Source organism: Pannonibacter phragmitetus DSM 14782, assembly GCF_000382365.1.
Lineage (GTDB): Bacteria > Pseudomonadota > Alphaproteobacteria > Rhizobiales > Stappiaceae > Pannonibacter > Pannonibacter phragmitetus.
Window position 1 is genome coordinate 147,226 of sequence record NZ_KB908216.1, and the last position, 14,778, is coordinate 162,003.

General features: G+C 64.9%; 14 protein-coding genes. 2 read left to right on the top strand and 12 right to left on the bottom strand.

Annotated features, from left to right (window positions below):
• The first annotated feature begins 48 nt into the window (after nt 1-48).
• Complete coding sequence (locus H163_RS0105605; RefSeq protein WP_160118245.1) at nt 49-1,734, top strand: alpha/beta fold hydrolase; 1,686 nt, start codon at nt 49-51, stop codon at nt 1,732-1,734.
• Between the two features lie 86 nt (nt 1,735-1,820).
• On the opposite strand, the gene H163_RS0105610 is transcribed toward H163_RS0105605, so the two are convergent.
• The 6 genes from H163_RS0105610 to H163_RS0105635 form a co-directional block, all read right to left on the bottom strand.
• Entirely contained in the window at nt 1,821-4,268 is a 2,448-nt protein-coding gene (locus tag H163_RS0105610) for a glycosyl hydrolase 2 galactose-binding domain-containing protein (RefSeq protein WP_019963577.1), read from the bottom strand.
• A gap of 210 nt (nt 4,269-4,478) precedes the next feature.
• The gene (locus tag H163_RS0105615; protein WP_019963578.1) at nt 4,479-5,489 is read right to left on the bottom strand and encodes a DUF1839 family protein; all 1,011 of its coding nucleotides are present in this window, start codon (nt 5,487-5,489) and stop codon (nt 4,479-4,481) included.
• A gap of 1 nt (nt 5,490) precedes the next feature.
• On the bottom strand, nt 5,491-6,399 hold the full coding sequence (locus H163_RS0105620) for an amino acid--[acyl-carrier-protein] ligase (protein WP_019963579.1): 909 nt from the start codon (nt 6,397-6,399) through the stop codon (nt 5,491-5,493).
• Nucleotides 6,400-6,430: 31 nt separating this feature from the next.
• Nucleotides 6,431-7,612 carry an acyl-CoA dehydrogenase family protein gene (locus tag H163_RS0105625; protein WP_019963580.1) on the bottom strand — a complete coding sequence of 394 codons (1,182 nt, stop codon included), beginning with the start codon at nt 7,610-7,612 and terminating at the stop codon, nt 6,431-6,433.
• Nucleotides 7,612-7,860 carry an acyl carrier protein gene (locus H163_RS0105630; RefSeq protein ID WP_019963581.1) on the bottom strand — a complete coding sequence of 83 codons (249 nt, stop codon included), beginning with the start codon at nt 7,858-7,860 and terminating at the stop codon, nt 7,612-7,614. Before H163_RS0105630 ends, H163_RS0105625 begins: the two co-directional genes overlap by 1 nt.
• Before the next feature lie 251 nt (nt 7,861-8,111).
• A complete protein-coding gene (locus H163_RS0105635) occupies nt 8,112-8,645 on the bottom strand; it encodes a cytochrome b (RefSeq protein WP_019963582.1) in 534 nt (177 codons plus the stop codon).
• A 403-nt stretch (nt 8,646-9,048) separates the two neighbouring features.
• Here H163_RS0105635 and H163_RS0105640 point away from each other — a divergent pair, with 403 nt between their 5' ends.
• Nucleotides 9,049-9,786 carry a RibD family protein gene (locus H163_RS0105640; RefSeq protein ID WP_019963583.1) on the top strand — a complete coding sequence of 246 codons (738 nt, stop codon included), beginning with the start codon at nt 9,049-9,051 and terminating at the stop codon, nt 9,784-9,786.
• Between the two features lie 64 nt (nt 9,787-9,850).
• Here H163_RS0105640 and H163_RS0105645 read toward each other — a convergent pair whose 3' ends face one another.
• From H163_RS0105645 to hpf, 6 genes are all read right to left on the bottom strand, one after another.
• A complete protein-coding gene (locus H163_RS0105645) occupies nt 9,851-10,663 on the bottom strand; it encodes a class I SAM-dependent methyltransferase (protein ID WP_026355495.1) in 813 nt (270 codons plus the stop codon).
• 20 nt (nt 10,664-10,683) lie between these two features.
• A complete protein-coding gene (locus tag H163_RS0105650; RefSeq protein WP_019963585.1) occupies nt 10,684-11,769 on the bottom strand; it encodes a glycosyltransferase family 4 protein in 1,086 nt (361 codons plus the stop codon).
• Nucleotides 11,766-12,167 (bottom strand): 6-pyruvoyl trahydropterin synthase family protein, encoded by a 402-nt coding sequence (locus H163_RS0105655; protein WP_019963586.1) that lies wholly within the window; start codon nt 12,165-12,167, stop codon nt 11,766-11,768. Before H163_RS0105655 ends, H163_RS0105650 begins: the two co-directional genes overlap by 4 nt.
• 4 nt (nt 12,168-12,171) lie before the next feature.
• On the bottom strand, nt 12,172-13,182 hold the full coding sequence (locus tag H163_RS0105660; RefSeq protein ID WP_019963587.1) for a zinc-dependent alcohol dehydrogenase: 1,011 nt from the start codon (nt 13,180-13,182) through the stop codon (nt 12,172-12,174).
• A 191-nt stretch (nt 13,183-13,373) separates the two neighbouring features.
• Nucleotides 13,374-13,841, bottom strand: coding sequence for a PTS IIA-like nitrogen regulatory protein PtsN (gene ptsN, locus H163_RS0105665; RefSeq protein WP_026355496.1), 468 nt, complete (start codon nt 13,839-13,841; stop codon nt 13,374-13,376).
• A gap of 79 nt (nt 13,842-13,920) precedes the next feature.
• The gene (gene hpf, locus H163_RS0105670) at nt 13,921-14,511 is read right to left on the bottom strand and encodes a ribosome hibernation-promoting factor, HPF/YfiA family (protein WP_026355497.1); all 591 of its coding nucleotides are present in this window, start codon (nt 14,509-14,511) and stop codon (nt 13,921-13,923) included.
• Between the last annotated feature and the right edge of the window lie 267 nt (nt 14,512-14,778).

The window sequence follows — 14,778 nt, forward strand, 5'->3', positions numbered from 1 at the left end:
GTGACCACGCAGGCACCGGTTGCGCTGACGCATGAACCCGCGCTGGTCATGGGACCACCCGCACGCACCGGTGTGATCCTGATCGAAGACTGGGGCTACACTGGCCTTTGCGCCCGGCGCAGCATGCGGCTTCTGGCCGAGCGGCTGGCGGCTGCCGGCTATCCGGTGCTGCGGTTCGATCTGCCCGGCATGGGCGCTTCCTTGCACAATCCGGAAGAGATCGATGGACTGGAACAGGCCGCAACCGCCCTTGATGAAGCCGCCGAAGCTCTGAGCGCTGCCCGCGCGTGCGACCGGTTCATCTTTGCAGGCCTTGGCCTCGGCGCGCTTCTGGCGCTGGACCGGGTGGCCCGTCAGCCGCAGAGTGCCACCGCACTGATCCTCATGGCCCCGCCCGTTTCGGGCCGCAGCTGGCTGCGGGAGAACCAGCTGAATGCCGCCATGATCGCAGAGCGAACGGGCATTTCCACGCCGCCGGTGCCGGGCATCGCCTTTCATGTGGCCGGGATCGCCATGACCGAAGGGCTGGCGGGCGCCATCCGCTCACGCCGGATGACTGCGCAGGACATCCCGGCCAGCTTGCCCGTCCTCGTCATGCCCCGTCCCGGACGAACCTCCGAAGTGGACTTTGCCTCGGACCTTGCCGCCATGCACCCCAAGGCAACACGGCTCGATTTTTCCGGCTATGACGCCATGGTCACCGATCCGACCCTGTCGCAAGCGCCGCTGGATGATCTGGCCGGGCTGGCCCTCTGGCTTGATAGGGCCTTGCCTCCCTCCGTCCCGGCCGGCGCCGCAGCTCCGGCAAAGCCAGCCATCCTGTCTGCCGCCAGCTTCACCGAGGAAACCGTCATGCTGGGCCGGTACGGTCAGATGGCCGGAACCTGGTGCAAGCCCGTGAACCCGCCGGAAGCCCCCCTCCCCGTGGTTCTGGCCTTTTCCGCGGGCGGCACGCCGCGCACCGGCTGGGCCCATGGCATGCGGGACATGGCGCGGGCACTGGCCGCGCAAGGCATCGCCTCGCTGCGGGTCGATGCTTCCGACATTGGCGACAGCGTGGCCGCACCGGAAGGGCTCTATCCTGTCCACTACAGCGCCCCGCAGATGCAGGACGTGACGGATGCGCTCGACTGGCTGGGCGCGCGCGGCCACCGCACTGTCATCGCAACGGGAGCCTGCAGCGGTGCCTATCTGGCGCTCCGTGGCGCAGTCGCAGATACGCGGATCAAGGCGGCGGTCTGCGTCAACCTGCAGCGGCTGCTGTGGGACCGGCGCGAGGATATCGCCGATCTGCTGCATTTCGGCCATGACGATGCCGCCGGCTATGCGGGCAAGCTGCTGGATCCGGACAAGCTGCGCAAACTGCTTTCCGGCGGCGTGCCGGTGCTGCGGCTCCTGAAATATATGGCCGGACGGGCGCTGCAAAAGGCCGAAGAGAAAACGGCGCCCTGGGCTATGGGCCTGACGCCTTCATCCCGCCTGCAACGGCAGATCGCCGCCGATCTGGCGCTTGTCTCCGGACGCGATCAGACCATCGACCTGATCTACAGCCCCGATGACCCCGGCCTGCCCTATCTGGAACAGGCACTTGGCCCCAGTGGTGCGAAGGCGTCCGGTCTTCCCGGCGTGTCCGTCACCTTCCTCGAAAAGGCCGATCACAATCTGACACCGCCCGCAGCGCGGGCCGTCTGGTTCGATCATCTGCTGAAGGCGGCTCATACCAACGCTCGATGAGCTTAACTCGTCGAGCGTTGGTATGAGCCCGTGCGGCGCTTGAGCCTTTTCAAGGCGTGATGCGCCAGCATCTCAGAGCCTTGATATCAAGTCTCGTAGCCCACACCTGCCAGCGCATTGACCGCCGAGACCAGACCGCGCGGTGCCGCATCACCCGGTGCAGAGGCTCTGCGCCTGAGGCGAATGCGGCGTGGCTCACCGGGGGAAAGGTGGAACCAGTTGTCTTCCGCGATGAAGCACGGATCCTCCACATGCAGGCTTTCGGCAAAGCGGCTCGCCGTCACCTCCAGCACCCAGCTGCCGTCCTCGCATCTCTCTACCGCCACCGTCAGACCCAGATCCTGCGGCGGCAAATTGCGGCCTGCGGGGAATTGGAACGCCTCGCTGAGGCATTCGCCCGTCTCCGCATCTGTGAGGCGCAGCACCGTGACCGAATGCGGCAGCGGGCCGAAGCGGTAGGCATAGGTGATGTCGAAGAAACTGCCGATGAGATCAACCGCAGGAATGATCTGCCCTGACCGGGCGGCAAGTTCCATCTCGCGGGCGGCACTCAGCACTGGCACATGGCCATCCCGCAGCGCCTGCAAGGTGAGCTTCACCCGGCGCGGCTCTGCCGTCTCATTGAGAAGATGAACATCAAGGCCGTTGGTGCCCTCATCCAGCGCCAGCACCTGAAGGGGGCGCAGCACATGGGCCAGGGCCTGCAACGCAGGCTTGGGCTCACCGCCCGCCGCGATCAGACCCCAGCCGCAGCCGGGGGCAAGATCGCTCAGCGCCAGAACCAGCGCTCCCCGGCAGGAAGAACCAATCCTCCGCCACTCGGCAAAGGTCTCTGCCATCACTGCGCCGCTGACCGCGCGGGACAACATGAGGTAGCGCGCCGGGTCTTCCGCCGCGAGTGCCTGTGGGTCAACCCGGTAAAGCTCCCTGACATAATGATCCCGCACATCCGCGAAATCCCAGTCTGCACCCCGGTCTTTGGGAGCCATCGCCTTCCAGTCCGCATCTGACGGTTTGCGGCCTGCAAGGCCCGCGTCATCCGGCAGATTGGCGAAGGCAAGGCACTCTCCGGCAAAGCGCACATTGGCACGGCGGGCATCTTCCAGCGGGCGGCGGTAAGCCCCGACGCCATAATAATGGCCGATGCCCTCCCCCGGATAGAACGGCAGGCTGCCGCCGGAGGGGGAGTTGCGCACGAAGGGAATGCGCGGCGCCTCTTCCGCCGCAAGGCGCGGCAGCAACTCTCCCGAAAGCGGGCAGGCGCGCCGCTCTGCGGGCAAGCCCATCATCGCCGCCTGCTGATGCATTTCGCTGCCGCCGCACAACACGGTGAGGCAGGGATGCGGGCTGAGACGGGCCAGCGCCTGCCGCGCCTCCACCTCGACGGATGCAGCAAAGGCCTCATCAGCCATCGGATAATCGAAATTGGCGAACTGGAAATCCTGCCAGAGCATCAGCCCCAGTTCATCGCACAGATCAAGCAGATCATCGCTAGCATAAACGCCCAAGCCCGGCACGCGGATCATGTTGAACCCGGCAGCCACGGCTGCTTCCAGATGCGGGCGGCAGGCCTCGCGGTCATCACGCAGCGCCAACAGGTCAGCACTCGTCCAGACCGCGCCACGGGCAAAGACCGGCACGCCATTGAGGACCAGGCCGAAGCCCTTGCCATCCGCCCCCCGGTCCGCCCCGATGCGGCGGAAGCCGGTGCGGCCAAGCCGGGTCTCAAGGCCGTCCTGCTCCAGCACCACGTCATGCAGAGCCGGGGTGCCATGGGTGGCGGGCCACCAGGGGGCCACGCCGGGCAGGTGGAGATCGGCCGTGAATCTGCCAGAGCCGGTTTGCTTCAGCTCCGCAGTGTGACCGGCGCAGCGGATCATAGCCCCCGCCATCTCCGCCAGTCCCCGCAGACTGACTGTCAGATGACCGGCGCCATCTTCATCGAGCAGCGCAGAGATGGCTTCCACCTGCGGCGCATCTGCATCCACCTTTTGGATCCAGACCGGCTTCCACGGCCCCACGGCCTCAATCTCCGGGCACCAGCCGGGCATGTGGCCAAGCAGCGTCGTGCGGATGCCACGCAGCGCGGGCTCATCAATGAGCATGGTTTTCCAGCGGGCGCGCGGCAGCTTGCGGGCAAGCCGCCCGGTCAGCGCCCGGAAGACGAGAACGAGCGTGTTCTGCGCCTGCGCCTCCACCTCAACGGCGTAGCTTCGGAACATGTTGTCCGTCTCCAGCACGCAAGTGCCGTTCCACCAGACCTCGCAGAGCGTTGCCAGCCCTTCGAAGATCAGCTGGTGACGGCCGGGTTGGACGGTGACCTCGGCGCTGTAACAGATATCCCGGTCCTGCAGCGGAGTGGGGGCCGCCGGATCAAACCGCCCTGCCTGCGCAAGGGATTCCGCCGCCGTTCCGGGCACGGGCGCGGGAATGCTCTCCAGCTCCGCCAGTCCCTCAAGCGTTGCAACGGTCCCAACCGGCAGCACCACCATGCGCCAGTCTGCGGTGAGAAGCTTGCGCCCTGCCATCTTCATGCGCCCGGGCCTTCATGGGCAGCCTGCAGTTTCGCTCCCCTTCCTCTCCCCCCTTGAGGGGGAGATGCCCCCGTCAGGGGGCAGAGGGGGGTAAACAGTCTACCGGCTTGATACGGCAGGCATTCGTTTGAGGAAACGCTGCTCCCCCCCTCTGTCTGCTGGCGCAGACATCTCCCCCTCAAGGGGGGAGAGGGGCGCTGCGGCCAAACGTTATGCAACTTCGTCACCCGCATCACCACAAACCGCCGCCAGCCCCGCCGCCAGCTCATCCCAGGCATCTGCGGCAGGTGCCAGGGCTGGCGTCAGCCGGTCGAAGGACTTGCGCATCACCGCGCGGGCGAGCTGGAACTGGACGGATTTGGCGCAGGAGGAGATGGCCTTCGCGTGAGCCGAAAGCGGCGCCAGCCCGCCAAGCTGCGCGTGGTTGGCGGAAAGCCAGTCAAGATGCGCTGCGAACAGCTCGAAATTCGCACCCAGCTGGCGCAGGGTATTGAAGGCATAGAGGTGGAAGAAGCCGAAAGGCCGTTCCGCAATCGCCTCAACCTGCCCGGCAAAGATAGCCGCAAAGCCACGCACCGGGTTGGCCTCGGGCCGGGCTGCAACATGGCGGGCAAGGATCTTCGCGGCGCGCCGCGCAATCTCCGGCTTCTGCGGCAACGCAGCCGGGAACTTGACGAATTCGGTATAGGGCAGCAGCGGCAGGGCGTCCGGTGCGGCGTTGCGATGGAAGATGCCGTCGAAATCCTCTCCCTCCAGCCGGTGCAGGCCAAGGTTATGGAAATAGTCCATCTGCCGGGCTTCAAGGTCGAGCCGGTTGATGGCCACCGTCGTCTTGCCATGCTCCTTGCGGTAGGCGGTGCCCTGCGTGTCCGGCAGGAAGAAGCTGTCCAGCTCGACAAGGCACAGGCGCCCGCGGCGGATCTGCTCTGCCACATGCAGCTCCACCCGGTCGTAGATGGCGAGTTCCGTCACCCGCAGACCGAAGAGCGCCTCCAGATCCTCCAGCGGCACCTTGAAGAAGGTGAACTGGTCGCCCTCGAAGTCCTGCGTGATGGCAAAGCCCAGCGCGGCCTCCGGCGGCAGGCCCAAAGAGGCCAGAACCTCGATCCATATGTCGAGATAGCAGTTGGTTTCCGGCCAGTCGCGCGACAGGTCATGCAAGGCATGGCGCTGATAGGTCTCGGGCGAAAGCGCCGGAAACACCTTGTCCGTTACGGCCATCTCAGCCCCACAGCACCTTGCGCACCCCGGCCGGCCAGCTGCCGGTGTCGAGGCCGTGGTGAGCAAACAGCGCCAGCGCCACACGCTCAAGGCCAAAGCCGACGCAGGCCGTATGCGCCACTTCGCCGTCCGCCGTGGTCAGGCCCCAGGTCTTGCCGAAATGGTCCTGATGGTAGTTGAAGGACAGGCACGCGGTCGGCTTCTCGGTGGAGGTCACCGGCACCAGCAGCTCGAACTTCAGGTTCTGGTCGCGCTGGTTGTTGGAGAGCATGCGCCCGGCCCGGCCAAAGAACGGGTCATTGGCCACATCGATGGCGACCGGCAGGCCGACGCTGGCAATCAGCTCCTGCCCGCGCTCCATCCACGACTGGCGGAAGGCCATTACTTCGTCCGGCGTGCCCATGCGCACATATTCGCGCATGCGGAACAGCTGCATGCGCGCCGGATCCTTCGACGGCTCATGACGGAAGCAATAGGACTGAAGATCGAAGATGCCGCCGCGCTCCGGCAGCTGCCCGCGCCGCGCCACGGTGGGATAAAGCGGATAGCAGGCGGCCGGCGTCAGCACGATATCCGTTGCCGCCTGCCCCCTGGTCCAGTCGCCGCCCTCAGTCATGCATTGCAGCAGGTTCACATGGTCCAGCTCGCAGCCGCAGAAACTGTGCACGGTTCCAGCCAGCTGCGGGAAGCTTTTCATGTAGCCCGAGCCCTCGAAGTGAGCCCGGTTCATGCCGGGCGGAAACCGGATGGCTTCGGCATGCTGGTCCGCACCGAAGGCCGACACAAGCGCGTCAAAGCGCTGGATTACATCCTCGAACACCCCGCCCCGGCCATAAAGGCCGTCAACGCCCGTGTCGATGAGATGACCGGCGGCAAACAGCCGGTCGAGAAGGGAAGCCTGCATGTCCATGTATCCCCCGGAAATCGCTTTTTGAAATGTCTCAGCCGAGAAGGCTGGTGTCCTGCCGGTTCATCAGCAGAAGCGTGGATGTGTTGCCGAGAATGCGGTCGTTGGAAATCATCAGCTGCGCCGAATGGGCATCGCGCAAGTGACGGCCAAGGCTGTAAGGCGTACCATTCTTGTAGCCCATGATGCCGCAGACCAGCAGGCAGTGATTGATGATGTCGAGGATCGTCTGCGAAGAGGCGATCTTCACATTGTTCATGGAGACGGCAAAGCTGATGGAGGACAGCCGCGTCTCGTCCTCCCGCGCCGCCTCATACTGCTGCAGCGCCGCCAGAATGTTGGACTTCACCAGCTGCAGCAGGTTGGACGCTTCGGCCAGGCGCAAGGCGCCGGGCGGCACGGTGCCGGGGCTCTTGCGCGCTGCGGCCTTCACGAAGGCCTGTGCCCGCGCAAAGGCATCGGCTGCAATGCCGAACCACACGCCGCTCCACAGGATGTGCGAATAGACCAGCATCGACTGGGCCGCGATCTCGGCAAAGGGCTTGGGCAGGATCTGACAGGCCGGTGCCTCGCCCTTGAACAGGAACCCGTCCGAGCGGGTGCCGCGCATGCCCAGCGTGTCCCAGTCATGGGTCTTGTCGAGGCTGTACTGGCCTTTCAGAAACACGGTCATCACCTGGTCGGACGGCGCGCTGTCGGCCTTTGCCCGCGAGGTGACAAGGATGGCATCCGCTGCCTCCGCATAGGAGATGACCGTCGCGTCCTTCTCAAGCCGGCAGATCCCGTCTGCCACCTCAATGGCGCAGATGGAGTTGCGCAGGTTGCCGCCAATGCCACCTTCGGTGGTGGCGGAGGCGAGCAGAAGCTGTTCATCCGCGATCCGGCGCATGAAGCCTTCGTGCCACGCATCGCCCTGTCCGTGCGCCACAAGGCTCGACACCTTGATCTGGTGCATGGCGAAGATCATGCCCGAAGCCGAACAGGCCTGACCGAGAACGGAGCAGACTTCCGCCAGTTCTGCGGTGGAGGCGCCTTCGCCGCCGAGGGCTACCGGAATCTGCAGACCCAGCAGACGCTCCGCCCGCATGGCATCCAGCGCCTCCTGCGGGAAGCGGCCGGAAGCGTCCACATCATCCGCATGGGCGCCAGCCACGGCCGCAGCGCGCCTTGCACGCTCAGCCAGGGCAAGGGCACGAACCGGCCGCAACTCGTTCATCACGCCACCTGTCCGGCTGTCAGCGAAGCAACAGCCGCTGAAATCGCCGCGATCGAGGCGAAGGTCTTGCGGTTCAGCAGGGTCTCGGGAAATTCGATATCGAAGGCATCTTCCAGCCCCAGCATCAGCTGCACGGAAGCAAAGGACGACAGGCCCGCTTCGTAAAGGTCGTCCTCATCGCGCAGCGTATCGACGGGCACAGGCAATCCGCCATGCCGGGAAATCAGGTCACGGATCGTAGCAGTCATTGAATTATCAACCCCAAACAACGCCAGCCATACCCTCTCGCACCGGGCCAGTGATGGAACTTTGCGGCGAGGATAGGCAATCGCAGGGATCATGGCACGCGCAAAGATACAATACAGTTAAATCAAGACTGCAATTCATCCGTTTTCATTAACCCGCGATAAACTTACTCTGCGTTCTTAGGGTCTTTTCCCTTAGGAACCCGCCAAGGCAGCATGCCCGCATGGGCTTGCGGGCAGAAGGCCGGCATGCCTCATCCCAGCATCCGGCGCAGCGTGTCATCCCGCAGCACGAAATGATGATGCAGCGCCGCTGCGATGTGCAGGAAGACGAGGGCGGTGAAGGCCAGCCCCATCGCCATATGCAGGCGGAAGAGACTGGCCGCCAGTTCCCGGTCCTGCCCTGTCAGCGGCGGCAGGGTGAAGAGGCCGAAAACCTCGATAGACGCGCCATAGGCGGAGGTCGCCACCCAGCCGATCAGCGGATTGAGCAGCACAAACCCATAAAGCAGACCATGGACGATGCCCGCCGCCCGGCGCTGCCAGGCAGGCATGGCATCTGGTAGAGGCTGCGGCGTGTGACGCAGCCGCCAGACGAGGCGCGCCAGCGTCAGCAGCATCAGCACCACACCCACCGAGCGGTGAAAGTCGAACAGGCTGTTCTGCAGGCTGCCGGGACCAACACGGATCATGACAAACCCGGCCGGCACCATCGCCAGCACGAAGCCAGCCGTCACCCAGTGAAACAGGCGCGCCGTGCCGCCATAGCGGAATGCGTCATCGCTCATCGCAGCCTCTCCCTCTTCCCTTGCGTCACAGGATTGCACACCTGCCGCCGAAGTCAAAGGACTGTCACGATTACGTGAGACAGGCATCGAACTGCCACTCCCGCGCGTACAGTCGACAAACGTAAGGTAAACCCTATTTATCTCTGCTAAAACTGTTTCGGGGGCGTACTTCGAAACGGATCAGGCCCGTAAAAGTGCCTGAACAGTATCAGGGTGTGATGCACCAGCGTCAAAAGCCTTGAAGACACCGGGAGGAACGGTACAGGTGAGGCCGACACAAACGCCATTGCCCCTGGCAGCCGGGGAAAGGCCGCATGCGGCCCCCCCCTCTCTCCAGCGCAAGTCTTCCCTGCGCGATCCAGCCCTCCGCATTGCGCCCCTTGCCGATGACGGAGAATGGAGCATGGTTCTGGCTGCCGCCCGGACACCAGCAAAGCCCCTGCCGCAGCGGTGGGAGAGCCTCTTCGGGCCGCTGATCCGCATTAACCCGGGGGAGACCCGCGTGGTCGGCCAGCTCGGCCAGTCACTTGACGGGCGCATCGCTACGGTGAGCGGCGATTCCAAATACATCAACGGTTCGGGCTGCCTGTCGCATCTGCACCGGTTGCGCGCGGTCTGTGATGTGGTGGTGGTTGGCGCCGGAACGGCCATTGCCGATGATCCGCAGCTGAACGTGCGCCTTGTGGAAGGGCCAAACCCGGCCCGTGCCATCATTGATCCGAGTGGCCGCGTACCGCGTGAGCTGCGCCTGTTCGAGGACGACGGCACCCGCCGTCTTGTCATCACGGCGGCAGAGACGCGTGGGGACTGGCCCGAAGGGGTTGAGGTGCTTCGGCTGGAGCGGCTCACGTGCGGCGGGCTTTGCCCCTCGGCCATCGTGCAGGCACTGGCAAAGGCGGGCCTGCGCCGCATCCTTATCGAAGGCGGCAGCCAGACGATTTCCCGCTTCATCGCAGCCCGCACTCTCGACCGGCTGCACCTGCTTATCGCACCGATGATCATCGGTGCGGGGAAGATGGGGCTTGAGCTTTCACCGATCCAGACCCTGCAGGAGGCCCTGCGTCCGCGCATGACGCCGCATCAGGCCGGTGACGAGGTGCTGCTCGACTGCGACCTGCGGTCCTGCCCGGTTTATTCCTGATACCAGGGCTTTCGATGCTCGCGCATGCGCCGCACGGGCTTGACCAGCTCTCAATGAGACAAGCTCATCGAGAGCTGGAATGGGACAAGGCGGCGATGTCGAGATGCCCGACCTGAAGGGTTGAGCGGCCGGCGGCAATCTCCGCCAGACGGTAGGCAAGCCAGCCCGCAATGCCCGCAGCATCGACGCCCATCTCGCCGGCGGCATCCGCCCAGCCGCGCACAAGCGCTTCCTGAAATGCACCATGCTCCGGCCCGGCCTGCCAGTCGGATGTGCCCTGCACCACCCGGTAGCCAGCTCTCTCGAAAGCACGCGCAGTATAAGGCGCAGCATCCGGGCCCAGCGCCGGGCCAAAGCCCTTGTCCGTCTGCTGATGCGCATTCATCGCAAGACGCACGGTTTCATCCAGCGGATGGGGCGGAAAACAGGCGGCCCGGCCATCATAGGTGAGACTGGCGAGAAAAGGCTTGCCCGCAGCGCTGACCGCAGCAGCAAGAGCATCGGCAAATCCGGCCGTGACCAGATCCAGAAAGGCTGATGTGGTCACCCCATCCGTGGCCGTCAGATCAAGACCTCCGAAACCTGTGGCAAGATCGGTTTCCCGGTACTCGATGGCAACGCCCGCCAGACCCGAAAGCCTGGCCCTGGCCTGTGCCAGCAGGGCCGGATCATGGTCGGTCAGAAGCCAGCGCTGTCCCTCGCCCAGCCTGGGCGCAAACGCAGCAACGGTTGCGCCGGTGCCGCTGGCCAGATCCGTCAAATGCGGCAGCCGCCCCTCAGGCAGGGCGTCAAGGAACACCCCTTCTACTGCGGCATTGCGCGCCGCCTCATCCACGGGGGAGCGCAATGCCAGCCACTCAGCCGAAAATCCCGCCATCCGTCTTTCCTTTCTCCTGATCAGGCCGGAATGCGGATCGCAGCTGCGTCGAGCGCAGCCGAGAACCGGCGCGCAGCCTCCGTCCAGTCCGGCATCCGGTCGACCGCAGCACGCGCTTCTGCCGCCAATTGCCGGCGCAAGGCGCTGTCCGTCATCAGCCTGCGCAAAGCCGCACGCAAATCCTCTACGCTGCCGGGCTGCACATAGATCCCGCCGCCGCCGGACAGGCTTCGCTCCACCGCAAGACCGCCGCTGCCGATGACCGGCAGCCCGCGGGCCAGCGCCTCGGTGAAGGCCATGCCGAAGCCCTCGTAGTGGCTGGCGAGCACGAAAAGGTCTGCCGCTGCATAGGCGGCCTCCAGCACGGTGCCGGGCAGCGCCCCATGCAGGGTGATCCGCCGCTCCAGCCCATATGCCGCAATCTGCTGAAGGAGCGCTGTGTGGCAGGCTTCGTCCAGAAAGCCGCCCGCCACTTCCAGCTGCCAGTCAAATTCCGTCAGACCCGCCAGCGCCTCCACCAGCACGTCATGCCCCTTGCGCGGCACGATGGAGCCAACGGACAGGAGACGCAGGCCCGGCCCGCCGCTGCCCAGCGCCTGCGGCGCCCGGTCCGTGCCCGGCTCCACCACATGCAGATGTGCAGACGGTACGGCGAAAAGCTCACGCACCCGTGCCGCCGTTGCGTGGCTTGTCACGATCACTTCATGGGCATGGCGCAGGGCCTCGCGTTCAGCGGCTTCCAGATGGCGGGCGCGCTGCGGGTCCAGACCGTTTTCAAGGCACAGCGGATGATGCAGCAGGCAGACGAGCGTCATCCGTGGCGCGAGGCGCGCCGCCACAGCCCCCAGCAGCGCATAGGCAAGGCCATCCACCACCAGCAGCGTGCCATCCGGCAGGGCCTCAAGGGCCGTTTCGGCTCTGCGCAGCACCTCCGGTTCAGGGCAGGGAAACCCCTCCCCCAGTTCCAGCAGCTCCACCTCCCGCCCAAGTCCCTTCAGCCCGGCGATGATGCGCCGGTCATAACCGTATCCGCCGGTCGGCATGTCGAGATTGCCTGGAAAGGCAAAGACGGCCGGTGTGGACTGCGATGCCGTGTCCAGTGTCATGCCACAGGCGCCTCATACCAGGCACGGGCCACATGCGACTCGGAGATGGTCACCCGGATCGCCCGGATTTCGGAGCCGGGACGGCCCAGCCGGTTGTCCCTTGCTGCCTGCGCAAGATGGTCATGCACGTGCTTGGTCAGAAACTCCGTCGTCGTGTTGATCCCGGCGAACTCCGGCACCTCATCGAGGTTGCGGTAGTTCAGCGGTGACAGCACTTCCTTCAGTGCCTCATGGGCGCGGCCGATGTCGATGACAACGCCATTGACATCCAGGCGGTCAGCCAGAAAGGCAGCATCGACCACGAAAGTCGCCCCATGCAGCGCCTGCGCCGGGCCGAACAGCTCCCCCTTGAAGGAGTGGGCAATCATCACATGGTCGCGGACTTCAACGGCAAACATTCACTCACTCCGGTTGGTCGTAGATAACAAGCGGTGCCAGAGCCGAACGGTCATGCAGAAGCACCTGCGGCAGGCGCCCGGGCAGGCTGGCGAAGGGAAGGCGCGGGTGCAGCAGCGCATCGAGGCGGTCATCAGCCAGCAGCGACAGCGCCGTTTCCAGCCTGCGGCGGAAGGTCCAGCGGTTGCGGCGCTGCGCCGGAATGCGCCCGACCTGCGTTGATTTCAGCACCAGACGGCGGCTGTGAAAGTCAGCCCCCAGCGGCACGGATACCGGCTTTGCGCCATACCAGCTCAGCTCCAGCACGGTGGCTTCATCCCCGGCGCAGGTGAGCGCGGCCGCAAGCCCTTCGGGCGAGGCACTGGCGTGGATGACGAGATCCTGCTCCCCCGGCGCCTCAGTGGGCAAGGCAAAGCCGGCCCCAAAGGACGCAGCAATCTCTGCCCGGGAGGGATCGATGTCCACAAGCGTCACGCGGGTGCCGGGAATGCCTGCCGCCAGAAACACGCAGAGCAGACCCAGAACGCCGCCGCCCACCACGCAGATGTGGTCACCGGGGGCGGGCGCACCGTCCCACAGGGCGTTAAGCGCGGTTTCCATGTTGGCTGCCAGAATGGCCCGCTCCGCCGGAATGCCCTGCGGCACCGGCACCAGCATCTCCAGCGGCGCATCAAACAGATCCTGATGGGGATGCAGGCAGAAGACGGTCTGGCCAAGCAGCTCCGGCGGGCCTTCCTCGACCCGTCCCACGGCGGCATAGCCATACTTGACCGGATAAGGAAAAGCGCCCTCCTGAAGCGGCGCGCGCATGCGCTGCCATTCAGCCTCCGGCACCAGCCCGCTCAGCACCAGCCGCTCCGTGCCCCGGCTGACACCGCTTGCCAGCGTGCGCAACCGTGCGCGGCCGGGCGCAAGCGGCGGCAGCTCCCCGGAGCGCAATTGGCAAGCTCCGCCCTCCACATACCAGAGCGCCGTGGCTGTCTGCTGTCCGTGCCCGGCATCCTGTTCGGCGGTCATCCGGCTTGTCCTGCAAATGGCGTGTCTGACCTCTTATACGCAAGGTGGCACAGACTGGAGCAACACGAACAGGCCCGAATGGCGGAAAATGTGCCTGGGCGTGAAGTTCAGACGAAAACACCCTGCCGGGGAGGCCCGGCAGGGTGTTCCAAAACTCAGTCATTCTGGCGCCTGGCGCGCCCGCCGCCAGTTCAGGCCGCGTTCGAAGACGACTGCGGCTGGGTCAGAAGCGCGAAAGCGGCTTGGGAATCAACGGCCGTACGCAGGCCGCTTGCAACCTTGGTGTCGCGCAGCTGGCGGGCGATCCGTGCCAGCGCCTTGAGATGGTCCGCGCCTGCCCCTTCCGGGGCCAGCAGCAGGAAAATGAGATCGACCGGCTGGTCGTCCAGCGCATCGAAGTCGATCGGCTTCTCCATCCTTGCGAAGAATCCAACCAGCTTGTCGAGTTTCACCAGCTTGCCATGGGGAATGGCCACGCCATGCCCGACGCCGGTGGACCCAAGCCGCTCACGCTGCAGCAGCGTGTCGAAGATCTCGCGCTCGGACAGGCCGGTCAGTTCCGCGGCCTTCGTGGCCAGCTCCTGAATAGCCTGCTTCTTGCTGCTCGCCTTCAAACCGACGACAACCGCTTCCTGAGATATCAGATCGCTCAGATCCATCATTCTTTTCCGTTTGGTCCTCAAAAACGCTCCCGGCAGGTTGCCCCGCCGGGAGTGCAGAACTTGAGGACAAGATGGCCTAGTTGGCCGCCTGCTGTCCAATCAAGGCTGGGTCAATCCAGCCGATGTTTCCGTCCGGGCGCCGGTAGACGACGTTCACGCCGCCATTCGCGGCGCTCTTGAAGACGACGACCGGGGCTTCGGACAGATCCAGTTCCATGACCGCCATGCCGACGGTGAGGGTCTTGATCCGGGCCGAGGTCTCGGCGATGACCAGCGGATTGAAATCCGCCGGCACTTCCTCTTCCTCCTCAGGCAACGCCAGTACGTAGGACGCTGCATCATAGAATTCACGCGGCGTGCCATTTGCAGCACTGTGATGCGCCTTGAGCTTGCGCTTGTAGCGGCGCAGCCGCTTTTCGATGCGGTCCGCTGCGCGGTCAAAGCTCGCGCGCGGATCATGGTCCTCTCCGGACACCTGCAACACGATCCCCGTGTCGAGATGCAGCGAGCATTCCGTCCTGAAGCCCGCGCCTTCGCGCGTCAGCGTGACGTGCCCGTTAAACCCCCCGTCGAAATACTTCGACAGGGCGTCGGCGATCCGGTCGTTGACATGGACGCGCATTGCATCGCCAACATCAACGTTCTTACCCGAAATCCGCAGTGTCATGGGGACCTCTTCTTGTTCCATGGACCGTTTCCTGCCGGCCGGAGCCGGCTCACGGGGCTTTTACCCCCGGACGGTACAGCATGACCCAGTTGGCACTTCGGCGCCACACCCCTGACATTGCTTTCGCGGCCGGTGCTATAGGCGGCACTGCCCGTAAAGTCAATTGGCGGCTCTGGCAGCCTCAGTGGCCGGGCGGATCAAACCTCCCGTCCAAAACATATAGGATCACAATTTGGCTTTGTGAGCACCTACTGGACGAGAGTGCGA